The following is a 19,657-nucleotide window of genomic DNA, read 5'->3' as shown; positions in this document are numbered from 1 at the left end:
GATGAGCACAGGCAACGAAATTGAGCGCGCAGACTCTGAAGGTCTTGCCGAAGTGCAGATCTTTTCCGCGCTGCTGACGCCACACCGCTCGCTCAACCGCACCGGCTTCCTTGCCGTGATGCTGTTTCTGAGCGTCGTCAGCTTCGTCACCGGAATTGTCTTCCTGCTGAAGGGCGCCTGGCCGGTGTTCGGCTTTTTCGGCCTCGACGTTCTCGTCGTCTGGTGGGCGTTCAAGGCCAATTTCCGCACCGCGCGGGCGCGCGAGGAGATTACGGTCACGACCACCGAATTGCGCGTGCGGCGCGTCAGCCATCGCGGCCAGGTCGCCGAATGGACCTTCAACCCGCTCTGGGTCCGCCTCGACATGGAAGTCGACGAGGATTTTGGCATCGAACATCTCTATCTGATCTCGCGGGGCCGCCAGATCCAGATCGCAAGGTTCCTCGGGCCTGATGAAAAGGCAAGTTTTTACAAAGGCTTGGTTGAGGCACTCAACGCCGCCAAGCGCGGCCCGACCTATAACCCGGTGACCTGAGCGCGGTCAGAAATCGGGTGGTTTCGAAGCCTCCCCTCTCCTACATTTCCGGTCATGATGACACTCGCCATACATGATCAGCGCCTGGCCAAGCCGGGCTCCCAGAACGCCGCGCTGCGCGACTATGATTCCGTGCGCCGGGCCATCGCCTTCATCTCGGAGAATTGGCGCACGCAGCCGGCCATCGAGGCGATGGCGGATGCGGCCGGCGTCACGCCGGATGAGCTGCACCATCTGTTCCGCCGATGGGCCTCGATCACGCCAAAGGCCTTTATGCAGGCGCTGACGCTCGACCACGCCAAGGGACTTTTGCGGGACTCCGCGAGCATCCTCGATGCGGCGCTCGACTCAGGTCTCTCAGGTCCGGGCCGGTTGCATGATCTCTTCGTCACGCACGAAGCGATGTCGCCGGGTGAATGGAAGAACGGCGGCGCGGGATTGACCCTGCGCTACGGCTTCCATCCCTCGCCGTTCGGCACGGCGATCGTGATCGCGACCGATCGCGGCCTGTCGGGCCTCGCCTTCGCCGACCCCGGCGAGGAGAAGGTCGCGCTCGCCGACATGACCAGACGCTGGCCGAACGCGACCTATGTCGAAGATCACGAGGGCACGGCCGCGCTGGCCCAGCGCATCTTCGACACAAAGCTGTGGCGACCGGACCAGCCGTTGCGCGTGGTGATGATCGGCACCGATTTCGAGGTGCGGGTGTGGGAGACGCTGTTGAAGATCCCGATGGGACGCGCGGTGTCTTATTCCGACATCGCCTGCAACATCAGCAATCCGAAGGCCTCGCGCGCCGTCGGTGCAGCCGTCGGCAAGAACCCGGTCTCCTTCGTCGTGCCCTGCCACCGCGCGCTCGGCAAGAGCGGCACGCTCACCGGCTATCACTGGGGCATCACCCGCAAGCAGGCGATGCTGGGCTGGGAAGCCGGACAGCTGGGGATGCAGTGATCACCGTCCCGGCGAAGGTCTTGTAGGGTGGGCAAAGGCGCTCTTGCGCCGTGCCCACCATATCTCTCGATCGGAAAAGGCGTGGGCACGCTGCGCTTTGCCCACCCTACGGCACTGGTGCTAACCCGCCAGATCCAGCTTCGATGCCACGGTCGAATCCGCATTGAGCCGATAGATGATCGGCACGCCGGTGGCGAGCTCGCGCTTCAAGATACCTTCGGGCGACAGCTTTTCCAGCACCATGATCAGTGCGCGCAACGAGTTGCCGTGGGCGGCAACCAGTGTGCGTTTGCCGTTGAGCACGCCAGGCAGGATTTCCTGCACGTAATACGGCAGCGCCCGCGCGAGCGTGTCCTTCAGGCTTTCGCCGCCGGGCGGCGGTACGTCATAGGAACGGCGCCAGATCAACACCTGGTCCTCACCCCACTTCTTGCGCGCATCGTCCTTGTTGAGGCCGGAGAGATCGCCGTAGTCGCGCTCGTTCAGCGCGAGGTCCTTCGAAGTCGGCAGACCCTTCTGGCCAAGCTCGCCGAGGATGAGATCGAGCGTCTGCTGCGCGCGCGTGAGCACCGACGTATAGGCGACGTCGAACTCGAGGCCCTGCGCCTTCAGCTTGCGGCCCGCTTCCGAAGCTTCCTTCATGCCGAGCTCGGTGAGGTCAGGATCCTTCCAGCCCGTGAACAGGTTCTTCAGATTCCATTCGCTCTGACCGTGACGCACGAGCACGAGAAGACGTTCGCTCATTGACTATTTCCGTTCCAGTTAACGTTTGAGCATGATCTTGTCGGAAAACCGCTTCACATTTTTCCGGATCATGCTCTCGCTCAGATGTCTGCGAGGCCGAGCACGTCGGCCATGGAATAGTGTCCCGGCTTCTTGCCATGCGCCCACAGCGCCGCCTTGAGCGCACCGTGCGCGAACAGCATGCGGTCTTCGGCAAGATGCGACAGCGTCAGGCGCTCGAACGGGCCGAGGAAGGTCACGCTGTGCTCGCCGGCGACGGTGCCACCGCGCAAGGAGGCAAAGCCGATCGCGCCCGGCTTGCGCGCGCCGGTGATGCCGTCGCGGCCGCGTTCCGAATTGTCCTCGAGCGAGATGCCGCGGCCGGCCGCCGCAGCCTGGCCCAGCATCAGCGCGGTGCCGGAGGGGGCATCGACCTTCATGCGGTGATGCGCTTCGACGATCTCGATGTCGAAACTCTCGTCGAGCGCCTTGGCGACGCGCTTCACCACCGCGGCGAGCAGATTGACGCCCAGGCTCATATTGCCTGATTGCACGACGATGGCGCGATTGGTGACGCTCTTGATCACGGCGTTGTCCGAACCTGAAAGCCCGGTGGTACCGACGACGTGCACGATGCCACGCTCGGCCGCGATCGCGACATTGGCGATGGTCGCGGCCGGCACGGTGAAATCCAAGATGCCGTCGGCCTCTTTCGACATCGCCCAGAGATCAGCGGACAGCTTGATGCCGTTGGCCGGGAGCCCTGCGAGCACGCCGGCATCCTTGCCGAGCAGCTCCGAGCTCGGCGCCTCGAGGGCGCCAGCCAGCACCGCGCCTTTGCTGTCCGCAATCGCCCGTATCAGGGCGCGGCCCATCCGGCCGCCGGCTCCAGCAACAATCAAGCGCATGTCTGACATGGTGCGATCCTCTCAGGTGCGTTGTAGCGGCGGGATGCAGTTCCGGCAACCGAGGGGGATTAGACACCATCGTCATTCCGGGGCGCCTGAAGGGCGATCCTCGAATGACGATGTGTCTCAACCGTCCGACGGCTGCGGGCCGTCATGGCCCTCGATGATGATGAGGTCGGCGATGGAGTGCGGCTGGCGCACCTTGATGTTGGCCTGGTATTCCGGCGAGTTGTAGCAGGCGATCGCGGTCTCGTAGTCCGGGAATTCGATCACGACGTTGCGGGTGCGACTTGCGCCCTCGACGGTGGTGAACTTGCCGGCGCGGACGGCGTAACGGGCGCCCCATTTCTTGAAGATCGGACCGTTGGCGACGGCATAGGGCTTGTAGCCCTCGTCATTGCTCACATCGACGCGTCCGATCCAGTAGCCTTTTGCCATTGTTCTTCTCCTTGGTTGTTATTCAGGTGATTGCTTGTGCGATCTCGGCCTGGATGGCTTCTGCGACCGCCTTGGGCTCGGTGGCTTCCACCACCGGCCGCCCGACGACGAGATAATCCGCGCCCGCGGCAATTGCCCGGCCCGGCGTCATGATGCGTTTCTGGTCGCCGCTTGCAGCACCAGCCGGTCGGATGCCGGGCGTGACGAGATGCATCTGGTGGCCGACGATCTTGCGCAGGCTTCCGACTTCCTCAGGCGAGGACACGAGCCCGTCGATGCCAAGCATTTGCGCCTGTTGCGCGCGGGCTTCGACGAGCTCGGAGACGCCGAGCCGGAAACCTGCCGCATGCAGATCGTCCTCGTTGTACGAGGTCAGCACCGTGACGGCGAGGATCTTCAGCTTCGAGCTGCCGCGGCCCTCGACGGCGCCCTTCATGGTCTGCGGATAGGCGTGCACGGTGAGGAAGGTTGCACCCAGTTTGGTGATGCTTTCGACGCCCTGCGTCACGGTGTTGCCGATGTCGTGCAGCTTGAGATCGAGAAAGACCTTCTTGCCCGTGTCGGCAAGCCTGGCGACCAGCGGCAAGCCGCCGGCATAAGCGAGGCGATAGCCGATCTTGTAGAAGGTGACGCTGTCGCCGAGCCTTGCGATCATCGCCTCCGCGGCATCGACGCTGGGCAAATCGAGCGCAACGATCAGGCGGTCCTTCGGAGCGATTTCGGCTGGCGTCATGTCACCTCACATCATGCGTTGGGAAATGTCGATCAACTGCCGCACCATCTCCTTCAGCCCATCGCTATCGGCCTGGTTCTTGAGCCTGTCCATATCGTCATAGGCCTGGTCGGCAAAGGCGAGCGTGAACTGGCTGGCGATCACATTGGCGTGGCAGGAAGTCAGAATCAGCCGCAACGCCCCGAGCGCGCGAGCGGCACCGAGCCGGCTCTGCGACGCACCGGCGAGCGCGAAGGCACGGTCGCGGAACACGTCGCCGCGCGTCTCGTGCGGATCCTGCACGCGGCTGACCCAGTCGATCGCGTTCTTCAGGAGCGGCGGCACCGAGGCGTTGTATTCGGGCGAGACGAACAGCACGCCGTGATGCGCGCCGATCATGCGCTTGAGATTGATCGCGTGCTTGGGCACGCCGGATTTGGCCTGGAGATCGCCGTCATAGATCGGCAGTGGAAAATCGGCGAGCGAGACGCGAGTCACGTCCACGCCGGCCTGGGCGAATTCATACGCGGCGACCGCCGCCAGCTTCGCGTTATGCGAGCCGGTGCGCAGCGAGCCGGGAATGACCAGGATTTTCGGAGCTGACATCCAATCCAATACGTTCGGCGAAACGAGCCCGCCGCGCAAAGCAGGAAGCCGGCGGAATTAGTCCTTGCGATACACCCAGACGCGGGCCGGCGGAAGGTTCATCCAGATCCGTTCCGAGGCCTCTGTGGATACGCCGGGCAGCGATTTGGGGATCGGCGGCACCACCGCATAGGTAAACTGGACGAAGGGCGCGCCGGGCGTGAGCGCCAGGAAGGCGTCGCGGATCAGCCGCAGCCGCGTCAGCATCGGTTTTGTGACGAGCGGCAGGCCGGAGACCACCGCGGAGGCCGGCGCACTCAAAACGTTCCAGAGCGTGTCGCGCAGGCGATAGGCGTCGCCCTGCACCACCGTGGCCTGCGGATAACGGTCGCGCAGCAGCGCGCAGAAGCCGGGATTGTATTCGACGAGCACGAGACGCTTCTGGTCGACGCCGCGCTCGACCAGGGCCGAAGTGATGGCGCCGGTGCCGGGCCCGAGCTCGACCACCGGAGCATCCGAATTGACATCGACGTAATGCGCCATGGTCCGGGCCAGGAGCTTGCCCGACGGCATCACCGCGCCCATGTGCAGCGGCTTTTCGATCCACGACCTGAGAAAACGCACCTCGTCATCAAGACGGGGCTTCTTCAACGCTCGCGCGGACGATGGCAATGGCATGTCAGGACCGGCCGGGACCGCGTGACCGCGGCGTGTCAGAAAATGGTCATAAACAGGTATAGGCCGAACACGATACGGTCAAGCCGAGTCAATTCGCCCGATTACCGAAGAAATCCTTGACCTTGGCGAAGAAACCCTCGGATTCCGGCTGGGTGTTGCCGGAGGAGAGCTTTTCGAATTCGGCCAGCAATTCCTGTTGCTTCTTGGTGAGATTCTGCGGGGTCTCGACCACGACCTGGACGTACATGTCGCCCATCTGGCGCGAGCGCAGCACCGGCATGCCCTTTGATGCGATGCGAAATCGGCGGGCGGATTGGGTTCCGGCGGGCACCTTCACTTTGGCCTTGGCCTTGTCGATGGTCGGCACCTCGAATTCGCCGCCGAGCGCCGCGGTCACCATCGAGATCGGCACGCGACAATGCAAATCAGCGCCATCGCGCTGAAAGAACTGGTGCTGGGCCAGCGACAGGAAGATGTAGAGGTCGCCGGGCGGGCCGCCACGGACGCCGGCCTCGCCTTCGCCGGCGAGCCTGATCCTGGTGCCGTCCTCGACGCCCTGGGGGATGTTGACCGACAGCGACCGCTCGCGGGTGACACGGCCCTGGCCCGAACAGGACGGGCAGGCGTCCTCGATCATCTGGCCGCGGCCCTGGCAGCCGGGGCAGGTGCGCTCGAGGGTGAAGAAGCCCTGCGACTGCCGCACGCGGCCGGCGCCACCGCAGGTCGAGCAGGTCTTGGGCTTGGTGCCGGCCTTGGCGCCGATGCCCGAGCAGGCTTCGCAAGTGACGGAGACCGGAATCTCGATCTGCGCTGTCTTGCCGCCAAAGGCTTCCTCGAGGGTGATTTCCATGTTGTAGCGCAGATCGGCGCCACGCTCGCGGCCGCCGCGGCCACGTTGTCCGGCCATGCCGAACAGGTCTTCGAAAATATCGGAGAAGGAGGAGGCGAAACCCGCGCCGAAACCAGCGCCGCCGCCGGGGCCGCCCTGCTCGAAGGCGGCGTGGCCGAAGCGGTCATAGGCCGCCCGCTTGTCCTTGTCCTTGAGGATCTCGTAGGCCTCGTTGATTTCCTTGAACTTGACCTCGCTGGTGTCATCCCCGGGATTGCGGTCGGGGTGAAACTTCATCGCAAGCTTGCGGAACGACGATTTCAGGACGGAATCGTCGGCAGAGCGTTCGACTTCGAGGGTTTCGTAATAGCAGCGCTTGGTGGACGTGGACATGTGGGACTCGGTCTATCCAATCGCGATTCAAGTCGGAGCGAAACAACGTCGCCACGCGACGATATAGTCAGCCTTCCGCCTCACGGCAGAGGGCTGCATGGCAGCGTTGAGCATAGCGGCTGGGAATTGATTGATCGTAACGGGCGTCCCGCCCGTCGAGCCCGACACGACAGCCTCCCCCCTGAAGGGGGAGGCTGTGAGAGCGTGTGGGGTCCAAGCCGTCCGCATCATACCCTCTCGGGGCTTATGCGGACTTCTTGTTGTTCTTGTCGTCGTCGACTTCGGTGAATTCCGCGTCGACGACGTCGTCCTTGGCCGCATCCCTCTTGGCGTCGGCCTCGGCCTGCTGCGTGTACATCGCTTCGCCGAGCTTCATCGAAGCCTGGGCCAGCGTGTTGGTCTTGGCCTTGATCGCTTCGGCATCGCTGCCCTTCAGCGCTTCCTTGAGGTCGCTGACGGCGTCCTCGATGGCGCGGCGCTCGGGCTCGCCGACCTTCGAACCGTGTTCGGCCAGCGCCTTCTCGGTGGAGTGCACCAGCGCGTCGGCATGGTTCTTGGCATCGACCGCCTCGCGGCGCTGCTTGTCGGCCGCGGCATTGGCCTCGGCATCCTTGACCATCTTGTCGATGTCGGCTTCCGACAGGCCGCCGGAGGCCTGGATGCGGATCTGCTGCTCCTTGGCCGTCGCCTTGTCCTTGGCCGAGACGTTGACGATGCCGTTGGCGTCGATGTCGAAGGTCACCTCGATCTGCGGCATGCCGCGCGGCGCCGGCGGAATGCCCATCAAATCGAACTGGCCGAGCATCTTGTTGTCGGCCGCCATTTCACGCTCGCCCTGGAAGACGCGGATGGTGACGGCGTTCTGGCTGTCCTCGGCGGTCGAGAACACCTGGCTCTTCTTGGTCGGGATCGTGGTGTTGCGGTCGATGATGCGGGTGAACACGCCGCCCAGCGTCTCGATGCCCAGCGACAGCGGGGTCACGTCGAGCAGCAGCACGTCCTTGACGTCGCCCTGGAGCACGCCGGCCTGGATCGCGGCACCGATCGCCACGACTTCGTCCGGGTTGACGCCCTTGTGCGGCTCCTTGCCGAACAGCTGCTTCACGACTTCCTGGACCTTCGGCATGCGCGACATGCCGCCAACCAGAACGACTTCACCGATCTCACCGGCGGTGAGGCCGGCATCCTTGATCGCCTTGCGACAGGGCTCGACGGTCTTCTGCACGAGGTCGTCGACCAGCGCCTCGAACTTGGCGCGGGTGAGCTTCATCGTCAGATGCTTCGGGCCGGTCTGGTCTGCGGTGATGAAGGGCAGGTTGATCTCGGTCTGCGTCGTCGACGACAGCTCGATCTTGGCCTTTTCAGCGGCTTCCTTCAGGCGCTGCAACGCGAGCTTGTCGTTGCGCAGGTTGATGCCCTGCTCCTTCTGGAACTCGTCGGCCAAATAGCCGACCAGGCGCATGTCGAAATCTTCGCCACCGAGGAAGGTATCGCCGTTGGTCGACTTCACCTCGAACACGCCGTCGCCGATTTCGAGAATGGAGATATCGAACGTGCCGCCGCCGAGATCGTACACGGCGATCGTGCCGGTCTTGGTCTTGTCCAGACCATAGGCCAGCGCAGCCGCGGTCGGCTCGTTGATGATGCGCAGCACCTCAAGGCCCGCGATCTTGCCGGCGTCCTTGGTGGCCTGGCGCTGGGCGTCGTTGAAGTAGGCGGGAACGGTGATGACCGCCTGGTCGACCTTCTGGCCGAGATGGGCTTCCGCGGTCTCCTTCATCTTCTGCAAGATGAAAGCGGAGACCTGCGAGGGCGAGTAGGTCTGGCCGTCGGCCTCGACCCAGGCGTCGCCGTTGGAAGCCTTCACGATCTTGTACGGAACGAGCTTCTTGTCCTTCTCGACCATCGGGTCGTCGTAGCGGCGGCCGATCAGGCGCTTCACTGCGAAGAACGTACGCTCTGGATTGGTGACGGCCTGGCGCTTGGCTGGCTGGCCGACGAGGCGCTCACCGTCGTCCGTGACGGCGACGATCGAAGGCGTCGTGCGCATGCCTTCGGAATTCTCGATGACTTTGGCGTTCTTGCCATCCATCACGGCGACGCACGAATTCGTGGTGCCGAGATCGATCCCAATGACCTTTCCCATGGTCCTGATATCCTTGTTTTTGCGGCAGGCTGGCTGGGCCCAGAAGGCACCCGAACCGAACCCCCTAAGATCAAACATCCGCGATATTGCGATGATTGAAGGCTCATATAGGAGGGGGGGTGGGCCCCGCAAGGACCGAACGCAAGTTTCAGCCGTGAAAACATTGGGTTTTGGAAGAACATATCTGGGCTGAACCGCTCTTGCAGGTGATGAATTATTAACAGGTTCAGGCTTCAGCCAGCCCTTCCGCCACCGTGATCTGCCCTGCCCTGTTACCGGCGAACTAAACCCGCTAAAAGGCGGCGGCCGGACAACCTCGCCATGGGGCTGCTTTGCGCGACAAAGCGGCCTATTGGCCGACCATCGAACGGCCTCAATGTGAACCAATCAGAGTGCCCATGAAGCTGACCCGCCTCCTCGCCGCGCTCGCGCTCCTCGTTGCCACGGCACTTCCGGCGCTTGCTGCCGACGCCGTCTACCCGCCCGGCTTGCGCCTCGGCATGGTGCCGCTGGTCGGGCTGAACACGGCAAAAACCTTTCCGGGCTTCCAGAGCGAGGACGGCAGCGTCAAGGTGCTGATCACCGAGCTGCCGCCGGCAGCCTATGGCGAGGTCGTGAGCGCCCTCAACGCCAATCCGAACGGCTCTAACGGCGTCAAGCCGGACAAGATCGAGACATCAGCGGGCCTTGCCTATTTCACCGCCGAGAGCGGCAAGGCCGGCACGACGCCGGTGAAGCGCTATTCGATGATCGTGCCGGGCGCCGGCTTCTCCGGCTATGTCGCGGTGCAGGTTCCCGAGAACGCCTCGAAGATCTATACCGACGAGGCGGTGCGGCAGATGTTTGCGACCGCGGTGATCCGCAAGGAGGTGTCCGCTGACGAGCAGATCGGGCTGCTGCCGTTCAAGGTCACCAATCTCGCCGGCTTCAAGGATATCCGCACGCTGGTGCCGGGCTCGAGCATCATCCTGGCCGACGGCAATGAGAGCTCCGGATATGAGTCGAAGCCGTTCCTGATCCTCGGCCTGATCGGTGCCACCCCGCAGCAGACTGACGACCGCGCCCGCTTCGCCCAGGAGGCGGCGCTGCAGATCCCCGGCCTGCGCGAGTCCCGCGTCACCATGTCCGAGCCGATCCGCATCAACGGCCAGCCGGGCTTTGAGACCCGGATCGACGGCGTCAGCGGCAAGGACAAGACCCCGGTGACCGTGGTGCAATGGATCCGCTTCAGCGGCGCCAGTGCCTCGCTGCGCATCATCGCCAGCGCTCCGCGCGACCAGTGGTCGGACGCCTTCACCCGCTTCCGCGCCGTGCGCGACGGCATCCAGCCCAAGGGTTAGAATCTGGGGCTGATAGCCCAAGCGCTCACCAGGGCCGGCTGCATTTTCGGGCTTCTGGTCGTACACGAACGGAATTAGGCTGCCCTCCATTGGATCATCCCAAGGGGAGGCGGACGATGCTCAATCGGCGACGGATTTTGGCGGCGCTTGGGACCACGGCGCTTGCGAGCCTTGCTCCCACCCGGTTGTTTGCGGCGGCTTCGATCAAGCCGGATGATTCATCCGCGCTGCTCGTAATCGACGTGCAGAATTGCTTCCTGCCGGGCGGCAGCCTCGCGGTGAAGGAAGGCGAACAGGTCGTGCCCGTCATCAACAGAATCGCGAAAGCGTTCTCGAACGTGGTGATGACGCAGGACTGGCACACGGCCGGCCACATCTCGTTCGCATCGGTGCATTCCGGCAAGAAGCCGTTCGAGACCATCGATCTGCCCTACGGCAAGCAGGTGCTGTGGCCCGACCATTGCGTCCAGGGCACCGATGGCGCCTCGCTATCGAAGGACCTCTCGATCCCGCAGGCCGAGCTCATCATCCGCAAGGGCTTTCACAAGGACGTCGACAGCTATTCGGCGTTCCTCGAAGCCGACGGCAAGACCTCGACCGGACTTGCCGGCTATCTCAGGGGTCGCAAGATCAAGCGCGTCTTCGTTGCCGGTCTCGCCACGGATTTCTGCGTCGCCTGGACCGCGCTCGATGCGCGCAAGGCGGGCTTTGAAGTCTACGTCGTGGAAGACGCCTGTCGCGGCATCGACAATCAGGGTTCACTCGCAAAGGCCTGGGCCGATATGGCCAAGGCTGGCGTGAAGCGGATTCAGTCCGCGGATATCGCCGCGGGCGCGTAAGGCGCGCTCACCTGCCAGACCGAGGCGCGCGCGAGCGCGCTCCTCGGGATGAGGTTCATGCCGCTCAGTTCGCTTCGTTGCTGTTCGCGGCGGGCGCGGGCTTTGCGCCACCCTTGGCAACGCCGACCAGCGCCGGGCGCAGCACGCGCTCGCCGATGGTGTAGCCGGCTTGCATGACCTGCACGACAGTGCCTGCGGGCACCGAAGCATCCGGCACCTCGTACATCGCCTGCTGGAAGTTCGGGTCGAACTTCTGGCCCTGCGGATCGAACTTCTTGACGCCGTGCTTTTCCAGCGCGTTGAGCAGCGAGCGCTCGGTGAGCTCGACGCCCTCGATCAGCGAGGTCAGGCCGGGATCGGCCGCGGCACGGGCTTCGACGGGAACGGCATCGAGCGCGCGCTGGAGATTGTCGGCGATGTCGAGCACGTCGCGGGCAAAGCCGGTGACGCCGTAGAGCTTGGAGTCGGCGACCTCCCTGGCGGTGCGCTTGCGCAGATTTTCCATCTCCGCCAGCGTCCGCAGCATGCGGTCGTGCGCCTCGGCGGCTTCCTTCTGCAACAATTCCACCGAACCGGGCTCGGGATCGTCGGGCATGATGTAGGGTTTTGACACCACGGGCTCGCCGGTCGCTGCAGTCGTGTCTTCGGGTTGCCGGTCTCGATCGGTCATCGGCTCTCTTCTCGAACTGGTCTCAAGGGATTTTGCTGGCCCGGATATCGTGCTTCGGGCGCCGAAAATCAAGCGCCCGTGATCAGCCCAAATGCCGGTCAGCCCCCCAGAAGGCGGCTGACGATGCGGGCGGCGTAGTCCACGGTCGGGATCACGCGGGCATAATTCAGCCGCGTCGGCCCGATGACGCCCAAAACACCGACGATGTGGCCGGCGGCATCCCGATAGGGCGAGATGATGGTGGAGGAGCCCGACAGGGAAAACAGCTTGTTCTCCGAACCGATAAAAATCCGCACGCCTTCGGCGGTTTCGGCGCGCCCCAACAGGTCGATCACCCCGCGCTTGGTCTCGAGGTCCTCGAACAACAGGCGCACCCGCTCGAGATCCTCCAGCGCGTGCAAGTCCTCGAGCAGATTGGCGTGGCCGCGGACGATGAGCTGGCGGTCCTCGTTTTCGCCGCCAGACCAGCTCGCGATCCCGGCCGAGATCACCTTCTGCGTCAATTGATCGAGCTCGGCGCGAGCCTGTCCGAGCGCGGTTTCCAGCTCGAGCCGTGCCTCGGCCAGCGTCCGGCCGCGAATCCTGGCGTTGAGGAAATTGCCGGCTTCGGTGATCGCCGAGGAGGGAACCCCCGGCGGCAGCGTCAGCACGCGGTTTTCAACCTGGCCGTCTTCGCCGACCAGGATCACCAGCGCCTTCTCCGGTTCCAGCCGGACGAACTCGATGTGCTTCAGTCGCGCATTGGACTTTGGCGTCAGCACCACCGCGGCGGCCCGCGTGAGACCGGACAGTCGCGTCAAGGCCTGATCCAGCGCCGCCTCCACCGAGTGCGCCTGGCCGACAGAGGTGAGCTGGCTCTGGATCGACTGCCGCTCGGCGTCAGTGAGATCTCCGACCTGCATCAGCGCGTCGACGAAGAAACGCAGTCCGAGTTCCGTTGGCAGCCGACCCGCGGACGTATGCGGGGCGTAGATCAGGCCGAGCTGTTCCAGATCGGCCATGACATTGCGGACCGAGGCCGGCGACAGCGGCATTGCGATCAGCCGCGAGATGTTGCGCGAGCCCACGGGCTCACCGGTCGCGAGATAGCTTTCGACAATTTGACGAAAGATGTCGCGGGAACGCTCGTTGAGCTGGGCGAGGCCTGCGCGCGGCGCGATCAGATGGATCGGATCGTGATGGGCCACAGACGGTAACTCCTCTCGGATGCTTGTAATTTGTCCATCCGGGACCGTTCTGACAAGCATGGCGTTTGCGGGTCGTGAATCAAGGGGTGAATAAGGCCTTGCCGCATACCCTCGCCCCACCTACAAGCTCGGCGAATAGCCCTTTTTCGAGAGTTTTGGAGGATTTCCCATGCGGCCAAGCCACCGTGCGCCCGACGAATTGCGCCCCGTGACGCTGGAGCGCGGCGTGGTCAAATACGCGGAAGGCTCCTGTCTCGTGAAATTCGGCGACACCCATGTGTTGGTCACCGCCACGCTGGAGGACCGCCTGCCGCCTTGGCTGAAGGGCCAGGGCCGCGGCTGGGTCACCGCCGAATACGGCATGCTGCCGCGCGCGACCTCCGAACGCACCCGCCGCGAAGCCTCCGCCGGCAAGCAGAGCGGCCGCACTGTCGAGATCCAGCGCCTGATCGGCCGCTCGTTGCGCACCATCGTCGATCTCGAAGCCCTCGGTGAGCGCCAGATCACGGTCGATTGCGACGTACTCCAGGCCGACGGCGGCACCCGCACCGCCTCGATCACCGGTGCCTGGGTCGCGCTCGCCGACTGCATCAACTGGATGAAGACGCGCAATATGATCAAGGCCAACGTGATGCGCGACAATGTCGCTGCAATCTCCTGCGGCATCTATAAACGCACGCCAGTGCTCGACCTCGATTATGCCGAGGATTCCGAGGCCGAGACCGACGCCAATTTCGTCATGACCGGAGATGGCCGCATCATCGAGGTGCAGGGCACGGCGGAGCGTGAGCCGTTCACACAAGACGAGCTGCTGGCGCTGATGGCGCTCGCCCGCAAGGGCGTCGCGCGTCTTGTTGACTTGCAGAAACTGGCGGTCGCGTAGTCAATAAGCCATGCACCGCCGAATCACCGGAAAGCTCGTCATCGCGACCCATAATCCCGGCAAGCTCGCCGAGATGAAGGAGCTGCTCGCGCCTCACGGCATCGAGGTGGTGTCGGCCGGCGAACTCGGCCTGCCCGAGCCGGACGAGACCGGCGACGATTTCCGCAGCAATGCCGCGATCAAGGCGGTCGCGGCGGCGCAGGCGACGAAGTTGCCCGCTTTCGCCGATGATTCCGGCATCGTGGTCGACGCGCTCGACGGCGCGCCCGGCATCTACAGCGCGCGCTGGGCCGGACCGTCCAAGGATTTCGCCGCGGCGATGGCGCAGATCGAGCGCCTGTTGCAGGAGCGCGGCGCCACCACGCCGGACAGGCGTAAGGCACATTTCGTCTCCGCGCTCTGCGTGGCCTGGCCCGATGATCATCTCGAAGAGGTCGAGGCCCGCGTCGACGGCACGCTGGTGTGGCCACCGCGCGGCACAGCCGGCTTCGGCTACGATCCGATGTTTTTGCCGGATGGTTACGACCGCACCTTCGGCGAGATGACCAGCATTGAGAAGCACGGCCTGCCGCCGCTTGGCCTCGGCCTGTCGCACCGCGCCCGCGCCTTCGTGAAACTGGCGGAGATCTGCCTTGAGCCGCGCTAAGGAAGCCTTTGGCGTCTACGTGCACTGGCCGTTCTGCCTGTCGAAGTGCCCCTATTGCGACTTCAACAGCCATGTCCGCCATGCCGCGATCGACGAGACGCGCTTTACGAGCGCCTTCGCGCGCGAGATCGAAACGACCGCGCAGCGCTCGCCCGGCCGCGAGGTCACTTCGATCTTCCTCGGCGGCGGTACGCCCTCGCTGATGCAGCCGGCAACCGTCGGCGCCGTGCTCGATTCCATCGGCAAGCACTGGAATGTTGCCAACAACGTCGAAGTGACGCTCGAGGCAAATCCCACCAGCGTCGAAGCCACCCGCTTTGCCGGCTATCGCACGGCCGGCGTCAACCGCGTCTCGCTCGGCGTGCAGGCGCTCGACGATGCCTCGCTGAAAGCACTGGGCCGCATGCACAGCGCACGCGAGGCGCTCGATGCTGTCGCCATCGCGCGCCGCTCGTTCGACCGCTACTCGTTCGACCTGATCTACGCCCGCCCCGACCAGACGCCAGCGATGTGGGCCGATGAACTGCGTCTCGCGATCGATGAAGCGGCCGAGCATCTGTCGCTCTATCAGCTCACCATCGAAGAGGGCACGCCGTTCTTCGGCCTGCACCAGGCCGGCAAATTGAAGACGCCGGATGAAGCGGTCGCACGCGCGCTCTATGATGTGACGCAGGAGACCTGCGACAGACTGGGCCTGCCCGCTTACGAGATTTCCAACCACGCGCGGCGTGGTGCCGAGTGCCGGCACAATCTGGTGTACTGGCGCGGCGAGGAATATGCCGGCATCGGTCCCGGCGCCCACGGCCGCCTCGATATCGACGGCGTGCGCCATGCCACCGCCACCGAGAAGCGCCCCGAAGCCTGGCTGATGCGCGTCGAAAGCAGCGGCCACGGTGTCGTCACCGACGATCTCCTCAACAGCGAAGAACGCGCCGACGAATTTTTGCTGATGGGATTGCGCTTGGCTGAAGGTATCGACCCCGAGCGCTACAGGGCGCTGTCGGGCCGCTCGCTCGATCCCAAGCGCATCACACTGCTGCGCGAAGAAGGCGCGATCACGGTGGATGCGACGGGACGGCTGCGCGTCACGAGCAGCGGATTTCCGGTGCTGGATGCGGTGGTCGCAGATCTCGCGGCATAGCGAGATCTCGGGTGGGCAAAGGCGCACTTGCGCCGTGCCCACGAACTCTCTCGATCGCAAAAAATGCGTGGGCACGCTTCGCTTTGCCCACCCTACGGCACCGTCGTTCCGAACTACGCCCCAAAACTCTTCGGCGAGCCCGCGACCGCGACACCGCCGCCCGTCGTCACTTTCATCACCGCGAGCCCGCGCTCATTGGTGCCGTCCGCGCGGAAGCGGAACAGGCCGTCGATGCCGGCGAAGCCTGAGGGATTGGTGAGCACGTCAGGCGAGAAGCGCGTGGTGCCCTGCGTGCGCGCGAGTGCGGCGACGAGAGCCACGGCGTCGTAAGCGAGCGTTGCGGTGCGGATCGGATCGGCTCCGTATTTGGTGCGGTAGCGGCCGGAGAAAGCGCGGAAGCCGGCGGGATCGGGCGCGGCGTAGAGACCGCCTTGCAAGGCCGGGCTCGCATAAACACGCGGGCTGTCCCACAGGCCGGTGCCGAGCAGCTGGATGTTGCGCAGATTCGCGCCCGCCGCGGTCAGCGCGTCCGCGACCGAGACGACGGCATCGCCGTCATCGGCAATGAACAGGGCGTCCGCGCTGCCGAGTTGCTGCGCCACGGTACGCGCCGGCGTGGCGCGATCGGCGCCGTATTTCTCGAACGCAACGATGCGTCCGCCGCGCCTGGGCACGGCGGCCTTCACCGCGGCTTCGACCACATTGCCATAGGCATTGTCCGGCACGAGCACGGCGACCGAGCGTTTTCCGATGCTGGCAGAATATTCGACGATGCGATTGACGTCAGACTCCGGCAGGAAGCTCAGCAGATAGACGCCGCGGCCCGCAATGCTCGAATCGGTGGAGAACGCCATCACCGAGATGCCGCGCGTACGCGCGACCTGCGCCACGGCCGGGACCGATTGCGCGAACAACGGTCCCAAAATGATCTCGGCGCCTTCGTCGACCGCCTGCTGCGCGCCCGCTTGCGCGCCCTGCGGGCTGCCATTGTCGTCCTTGATCAGGAGCTGGATGTTCGGATTCTGGAACTCGGCCAGCGCCATCTCTGCGGCGTTGCGCATCGATTGCGCGGCAAGCCCGGCATTGCCGGCGGCCGAGAGCGGCAGAATCACGCCAACCTTCACGCCACCAGTGCCGGCGGTGGTCGCCTGCTGCGGCGGGCCGGCCGGCTGGGCCGGCGATGAAGAGGAGCTCGAGAACGGGCTGGAAAACTGGCTGAGGCTCTGCTGCACGCCAGCGCAGGCCGACAGCAAGGGCGTGCCGAGCAGCAGGCCAAGCGCACTCCGCCGGGTCGCCCCTGTTAATCGGGGCCCCGGGACGGGAGACTTCGGATCGCGCGGGCGCACCATGGCAGCTTCTCTTCTGATCGACCGCAGCCGGCCAGTCACAACATTCTTCGCCCGCGACAGAAGCCGCAGATTCAGGCATATTGTCGGCAAATAGTTAACCAAAACAAAAGGATAATACCCGCTTAACGCGGCCGCCCTTGGTTCCCGGCTGGCTATTCCCCGTCCGTCATCCAGCATCAAGGCGGGGTTTCCGCCGCGAATAAGGTGCTGACGCTTCATTCCCGAGGGAATGTGATACCGGATGGATCACATTCCAGTCCTTCCTCGCCTAAGTCTTAGTATCAAGCCTCAATATCCTGGCGTGGCACGATCTTTTTCGAAGGACCGGTTCCCAGCCCCGGGGATCATGCCTAAGTTCGATTCATTATGCGCGCAAAGCCGGCCCCAATAAATACGCCTGAAGGCACAGACGCCGCCCCGCGCGGTTTCTCCATCGACGCCCATCGGCTCACCGCGCCGAAACCGGCGGCGGGCCTCTATCTGGTCGCGACCCCCATCGGCAATCTCGGCGATATCACCCTGCGCGCGCTCCAGACGCTCGCCGGGGTCGATGTCATCGCCTGCGAGGACACCCGGATCACGCGGCGCCTGACGGAGCGTTACGACATCTCGGCGCAGCTCAAGCAATATCACGAGCACAATGCCGAGGCCGCGCGACCAAAGATCCTGGAGGCGCTCGCGGCAGGTGGCTCGGTCGCGCTGGTGTCGGATGCCGGCACGCCGCTGATCTCCGATCCCGGCTTCAAGCTGGTGCGCGAGGTCTGCGCTGCGGGCCACGCGGTCTACGCGCTGCCCGGCCCGTCCTCGGTGCTGGCGGCGCTGTCGGTCGCGGCCCTGCCGACCGACCGCTTCTTCTTCGAGGGCTTTCTGCCGTCGAAATCCGCCGCGCGGCGGTCGCGCCTGGCCGAACTCGCCCGCATCGATGCGACGCTGGTGATGTTCGACTCCGGCAACCGGGTGCAGGACACGCTCGCCGAGCTCGCCGAGATCATGGGCAACCGTGAAGCCGCGATCTGCCGCGAGCTGACGAAACTGCACGAAGAGATTTCGCGCGCGAAGCTCTACGAGCTGGCGCGCGAGGCAGACACGCTGGAGACGCGCGGCGAATTCGTGCTGGTGATCGCTCCGCCCGCTGCGGATGCCGACGTGCTGACATCGGACGCGCTGGATGACCTGCTGCGCGAGCAGCTCGCCACGCACAGCGTCAAGGACGCCGTCGCGCACGCCGTCGCGCTCTCGGGACGGCCACGCCGCGAGGTCTATGCCCGCGCGCTCGAGCTCGCAAAAGATTTGCGGGGCCGCGATGGCGAAGACTAAGGATGCCCAAGAACCGAAACATGAGCCTAAACAGGAACCGAAGATCGCCTCGCCTGAGCGCGTCGCCGCGTTCCGCACCGGCATCTCGGCCGAGAGCCGCGCCGCTGCCTTCCTTATGGCGAAGGGCTACCGCATCCTGGCCAAGCGCTACCGCACCCCGCATGGCGAGATCGACCTCGTGGCGCGGCGTCGCAATCTGATTGCCTTCGTCGAGGTCAAGGCGCGCGCCAGCCTCGATGAGGCCGCCTATGCGGTAACGCCGCGCCAGCAGCAGCGTATCATCGACGCCGCGCAGGGCTGGCTTGCCACGCATCCCGAGCATGCGGAATTCGAATTGCGATTCGATGCCATGCTGATTGCGCCGCGATCACTTCCACGCCATGTGTTGGCGGCATTCGACGCCTCGACCTGAAAGGCAGACCATGAAACTGAACGTCGCCGTCCAGATGGACCCTATCGCCCGCATCAACATCAAGGGCGATTCCACTTTTGCGCTGCTCCTGGAGGCGCAGAAGCGCGGCCACGGCCTGTCCTATTACACGCCCGACAAGCTCTCGATGGTCGGCGAGGAGATCGTTGCGCCCGTCCAGCTCCTGACCGTGCGCGACGAGTCTGGCGACCACTTCACCCTCGGCGAGCCCAAGCGCGAGGCGCTGAACGGCTTTGACGTCGTGCTGCTGCGCCAGGATCCGCCGTTCGATCTCGCCTACATCACCTCGACGCATCTGCTCGAGCGCATTCACCCGAAGACGCTGGTCGTCAACGACCCGGCCTCGGTGCGCAACGCGCCCGAAAAACTGTTCGTGATGAATTTTCCGCAGTTGATGCCGCCGACCCTGATCTCGCGCGACCTCGACGAGATCAACGCGTTCCGCGACAAGTACGGTGCCGTCGTGATGAAGCCGCTGCATGGCCATGGCGGCGCCGCGGTGTTTCGGGTGATGCCGCAGGACATGAATTTCGGCTCGCTGTTCGACATGTTCTCGGTCACCTTCAAGGAGTGCTGGGTGATCCAGCAGTTCATCCCCGAGGTGAAGCTGGGCGACAAGCGCATCATCCTGGTCAATGGCGAATTCGCAGGCGCGGTGAACCGCGTGCCGGCCACCGACGACCTCCGCTCCAACATGGTGCGTGGCGGTGCGGCAAAGGAGACCGAACTGACGCCTCGCGAACGCGAGATCTGCGCCACCGTCGGCCCGGCGCTGCGCGAGCGCGGCCTGCTGTTCGTCGGCATCGACGTCATCAACGGCAATCTCACCGAGATCAACGTCACCTCGCCCACCGGCATCCGCGCCATCGCGCGGCTCGGCGGCCCGGATGCTGCGGCGAAAGTCTGGGACGTGATCGAGCAGAAGCGGGCGAAGTAGCCCCGGCTCGTAGCCCGGAT

The 19,657-nt window shown here is 64.6% G+C and carries 21 protein-coding genes; 10 read left to right on the top strand and 11 right to left on the bottom strand.

Annotation, left to right across the window (positions count from 1 at the left end; translation table 11 throughout):
* Position 1: 1 nt before the first annotated feature.
* Both ABIA96_RS22465 and ABIA96_RS22460 read left to right on the top strand, forming a co-directional pair.
* A complete protein-coding gene (locus ABIA96_RS22465; protein WP_354139225.1) occupies positions 2-535 on the top strand; it encodes a DUF2244 domain-containing protein in 534 nt (177 codons plus the stop codon).
* Between the two features lie 54 nt (positions 536-589).
* Positions 590-1,486: a methylated-DNA--[protein]-cysteine S-methyltransferase gene (locus ABIA96_RS22460; protein ID WP_354139224.1), complete on the top strand. Its 897-nt coding sequence runs from the start codon at positions 590-592 to the stop codon at positions 1,484-1,486.
* A gap of 120 nt (positions 1,487-1,606) precedes the next feature.
* Here ABIA96_RS22460 and ABIA96_RS22455 read toward each other — a convergent pair whose 3' ends face one another.
* The 8 genes from ABIA96_RS22455 to dnaK form a co-directional block, all read right to left on the bottom strand.
* Complete coding sequence (locus ABIA96_RS22455; protein WP_354139223.1) at positions 1,607-2,230, bottom strand: 2,3-bisphosphoglycerate-dependent phosphoglycerate mutase; 624 nt, start codon at positions 2,228-2,230, stop codon at positions 1,607-1,609.
* An 80-nt stretch (positions 2,231-2,310) separates the two neighbouring features.
* Positions 2,311-3,126, bottom strand: a complete 816-nt coding sequence (dapB, locus tag ABIA96_RS22450; protein ID WP_354139222.1) for a 4-hydroxy-tetrahydrodipicolinate reductase — start codon at positions 3,124-3,126, stop codon at positions 2,311-2,313.
* A gap of 117 nt (positions 3,127-3,243) precedes the next feature.
* Positions 3,244-3,555, bottom strand: a complete 312-nt coding sequence (locus ABIA96_RS22445) for a DUF1330 domain-containing protein (protein ID WP_354139221.1) — start codon at positions 3,553-3,555, stop codon at positions 3,244-3,246.
* A 22-nt stretch (positions 3,556-3,577) separates the two neighbouring features.
* Positions 3,578-4,288, bottom strand: a complete 711-nt coding sequence (gene pyrF / locus ABIA96_RS22440) for an orotidine-5'-phosphate decarboxylase (protein WP_354139220.1) — start codon at positions 4,286-4,288, stop codon at positions 3,578-3,580.
* Between the two features lie 6 nt (positions 4,289-4,294).
* Positions 4,295-4,873, bottom strand: coding sequence for an NADPH-dependent FMN reductase (locus ABIA96_RS22435; RefSeq protein WP_354139219.1), 579 nt, complete (start codon positions 4,871-4,873; stop codon positions 4,295-4,297).
* A 57-nt stretch (positions 4,874-4,930) separates the two neighbouring features.
* Positions 4,931-5,530, bottom strand: coding sequence for a class I SAM-dependent methyltransferase (locus ABIA96_RS22430; RefSeq protein ID WP_354139218.1), 600 nt, complete (start codon positions 5,528-5,530; stop codon positions 4,931-4,933).
* 88 nt (positions 5,531-5,618) lie between these two features.
* A complete protein-coding gene (gene dnaJ / locus ABIA96_RS22425; protein WP_354139217.1) occupies positions 5,619-6,752 on the bottom strand; it encodes a molecular chaperone DnaJ in 1,134 nt (377 codons plus the stop codon).
* Between the two features lie 244 nt (positions 6,753-6,996).
* Positions 6,997-8,898, bottom strand: a complete 1,902-nt coding sequence (gene dnaK, locus ABIA96_RS22420) for a molecular chaperone DnaK (protein WP_354139216.1) — start codon at positions 8,896-8,898, stop codon at positions 6,997-6,999.
* A gap of 398 nt (positions 8,899-9,296) precedes the next feature.
* On the opposite strand from dnaK, the gene ABIA96_RS22415 reads away from it, so the two are divergent.
* Together ABIA96_RS22415 and pncA are read left to right on the top strand one after the other, a co-directional pair.
* A complete protein-coding gene (locus ABIA96_RS22415; protein ID WP_354139215.1) occupies positions 9,297-10,238 on the top strand; it encodes a hypothetical protein in 942 nt (313 codons plus the stop codon).
* Between the two features lie 116 nt (positions 10,239-10,354).
* The gene (pncA, locus tag ABIA96_RS22410) at positions 10,355-11,077 is read left to right on the top strand and encodes a bifunctional nicotinamidase/pyrazinamidase (RefSeq protein ID WP_354139214.1); all 723 of its coding nucleotides are present in this window, start codon (positions 10,355-10,357) and stop codon (positions 11,075-11,077) included.
* A 64-nt stretch (positions 11,078-11,141) separates the two neighbouring features.
* Here pncA and grpE read toward each other — a convergent pair whose 3' ends face one another.
* Positions 11,142-11,747 carry a nucleotide exchange factor GrpE gene (gene grpE / locus ABIA96_RS22405; protein WP_354139213.1) on the bottom strand — a complete coding sequence of 202 codons (606 nt, stop codon included), beginning with the start codon at positions 11,745-11,747 and terminating at the stop codon, positions 11,142-11,144.
* Between the two features lie 98 nt (positions 11,748-11,845).
* On the bottom strand, positions 11,846-12,934 hold the full coding sequence (hrcA, locus tag ABIA96_RS22400; protein ID WP_354139212.1) for a heat-inducible transcriptional repressor HrcA: 1,089 nt from the start codon (positions 12,932-12,934) through the stop codon (positions 11,846-11,848).
* 169 nt (positions 12,935-13,103) lie between these two features.
* On the opposite strand from hrcA, the gene rph reads away from it, so the two are divergent.
* From rph to hemW, 3 genes are read left to right on the top strand one after another with little or no spacing between them, the layout of a single operon-like run.
* The gene (gene rph / locus ABIA96_RS22395) at positions 13,104-13,817 is read left to right on the top strand and encodes a ribonuclease PH (protein WP_354139211.1); all 714 of its coding nucleotides are present in this window, start codon (positions 13,104-13,106) and stop codon (positions 13,815-13,817) included.
* A gap of 10 nt (positions 13,818-13,827) precedes the next feature.
* On the top strand, positions 13,828-14,463 hold the full coding sequence (gene rdgB, locus ABIA96_RS22390; RefSeq protein ID WP_354139210.1) for an RdgB/HAM1 family non-canonical purine NTP pyrophosphatase: 636 nt from the start codon (positions 13,828-13,830) through the stop codon (positions 14,461-14,463).
* Positions 14,450-15,604, top strand: coding sequence for a radical SAM family heme chaperone HemW (gene hemW / locus ABIA96_RS22385; RefSeq protein WP_354139209.1), 1,155 nt, complete (start codon positions 14,450-14,452; stop codon positions 15,602-15,604). Before rdgB ends, hemW begins: the two co-directional genes overlap by 14 nt.
* Before the next feature lie 113 nt (positions 15,605-15,717).
* Here hemW and ABIA96_RS22380 read toward each other — a convergent pair whose 3' ends face one another.
* Positions 15,718-16,953 carry a penicillin-binding protein activator gene (locus tag ABIA96_RS22380; RefSeq protein ID WP_354139208.1) on the bottom strand — a complete coding sequence of 412 codons (1,236 nt, stop codon included), beginning with the start codon at positions 16,951-16,953 and terminating at the stop codon, positions 15,718-15,720.
* 366 nt (positions 16,954-17,319) lie between these two features.
* Here ABIA96_RS22380 and rsmI point away from each other — a divergent pair, with 366 nt between their 5' ends.
* Genes rsmI through gshB form a run of 3 tightly spaced genes read left to right on the top strand, consistent with a single transcriptional unit; the run spans position 17,320 to position 19,637 of the window.
* A complete protein-coding gene (rsmI, locus tag ABIA96_RS22375) occupies positions 17,320-18,270 on the top strand; it encodes a 16S rRNA (cytidine(1402)-2'-O)-methyltransferase (protein ID WP_354139207.1) in 951 nt (316 codons plus the stop codon).
* On the top strand, positions 18,257-18,682 hold the full coding sequence (locus tag ABIA96_RS22370; RefSeq protein WP_354139206.1) for a YraN family protein: 426 nt from the start codon (positions 18,257-18,259) through the stop codon (positions 18,680-18,682). The genes rsmI and ABIA96_RS22370 overlap by 14 nt, the downstream gene beginning before the upstream one ends.
* 10 nt (positions 18,683-18,692) lie before the next feature.
* Positions 18,693-19,637, top strand: a complete 945-nt coding sequence (gshB, locus tag ABIA96_RS22365; RefSeq protein ID WP_354139205.1) for a glutathione synthase — start codon at positions 18,693-18,695, stop codon at positions 19,635-19,637.
* The last annotated feature ends 20 nt before the right edge of the window (positions 19,638-19,657 follow it).

This window comes from Bradyrhizobium sp. LB11.1, from assembly GCF_040549385.1.
GTDB lineage: Bacteria > Pseudomonadota > Alphaproteobacteria > Rhizobiales > Xanthobacteraceae > Bradyrhizobium.
This window is presented reverse-complemented; position numbering and strand designations above follow the sequence as displayed.

Bases quoted from the DNA above. Each gene is read 5' to 3' on its own strand.
- ABIA96_RS22415 (WP_354139215.1), top strand. From the start codon at position 9,297: ATGAAGCTGACCCGCCTCCTCGCCGCGCTCGCGCTCCTCGTTGCCACG.
- rsmI (WP_354139207.1), top strand. From the start codon at position 17,320: ATGCGCGCAAAGCCGGCCCCAATAAATACGCCTGAAGGCACAGACGCC.
- ABIA96_RS22460 (WP_354139224.1), top strand. From the start codon at position 590: ATGATGACACTCGCCATACATGATCAGCGCCTGGCCAAGCCGGGCTCC.
- gshB (WP_354139205.1), top strand. From the start codon at position 18,693: ATGAAACTGAACGTCGCCGTCCAGATGGACCCTATCGCCCGCATCAAC.
- rph (WP_354139211.1), top strand. From the start codon at position 13,104: ATGCGGCCAAGCCACCGTGCGCCCGACGAATTGCGCCCCGTGACGCTG.
- ABIA96_RS22370 (WP_354139206.1), top strand. From the start codon at position 18,257: ATGGCGAAGACTAAGGATGCCCAAGAACCGAAACATGAGCCTAAACAG.
- grpE (WP_354139213.1), bottom strand. From the start codon at position 11,747: ATGACCGATCGAGACCGGCAACCCGAAGACACGACTGCAGCGACCGGC.
- dnaK (WP_354139216.1), bottom strand. From the start codon at position 8,898: ATGGGAAAGGTCATTGGGATCGATCTCGGCACCACGAATTCGTGCGTC.
- ABIA96_RS22380 (WP_354139208.1), bottom strand. From the start codon at position 16,953: ATGGTGCGCCCGCGCGATCCGAAGTCTCCCGTCCCGGGGCCCCGATTA.
- ABIA96_RS22465 (WP_354139225.1), top strand. From the start codon at position 2: ATGAGCACAGGCAACGAAATTGAGCGCGCAGACTCTGAAGGTCTTGCC.
- pncA (WP_354139214.1), top strand. From the start codon at position 10,355: ATGCTCAATCGGCGACGGATTTTGGCGGCGCTTGGGACCACGGCGCTT.
- pyrF (WP_354139220.1), bottom strand. From the start codon at position 4,288: ATGACGCCAGCCGAAATCGCTCCGAAGGACCGCCTGATCGTTGCGCTC.
- ABIA96_RS22430 (WP_354139218.1), bottom strand. From the start codon at position 5,530: ATGCCATTGCCATCGTCCGCGCGAGCGTTGAAGAAGCCCCGTCTTGAT.
- ABIA96_RS22435 (WP_354139219.1), bottom strand. From the start codon at position 4,873: ATGTCAGCTCCGAAAATCCTGGTCATTCCCGGCTCGCTGCGCACCGGC.
- ABIA96_RS22445 (WP_354139221.1), bottom strand. From the start codon at position 3,555: ATGGCAAAAGGCTACTGGATCGGACGCGTCGATGTGAGCAATGACGAG.
- rdgB (WP_354139210.1), top strand. From the start codon at position 13,828: ATGCACCGCCGAATCACCGGAAAGCTCGTCATCGCGACCCATAATCCC.
- dnaJ (WP_354139217.1), bottom strand. From the start codon at position 6,752: ATGTCCACGTCCACCAAGCGCTGCTATTACGAAACCCTCGAAGTCGAA.
- ABIA96_RS22455 (WP_354139223.1), bottom strand. From the start codon at position 2,230: ATGAGCGAACGTCTTCTCGTGCTCGTGCGTCACGGTCAGAGCGAATGG.
- dapB (WP_354139222.1), bottom strand. From the start codon at position 3,126: ATGTCAGACATGCGCTTGATTGTTGCTGGAGCCGGCGGCCGGATGGGC.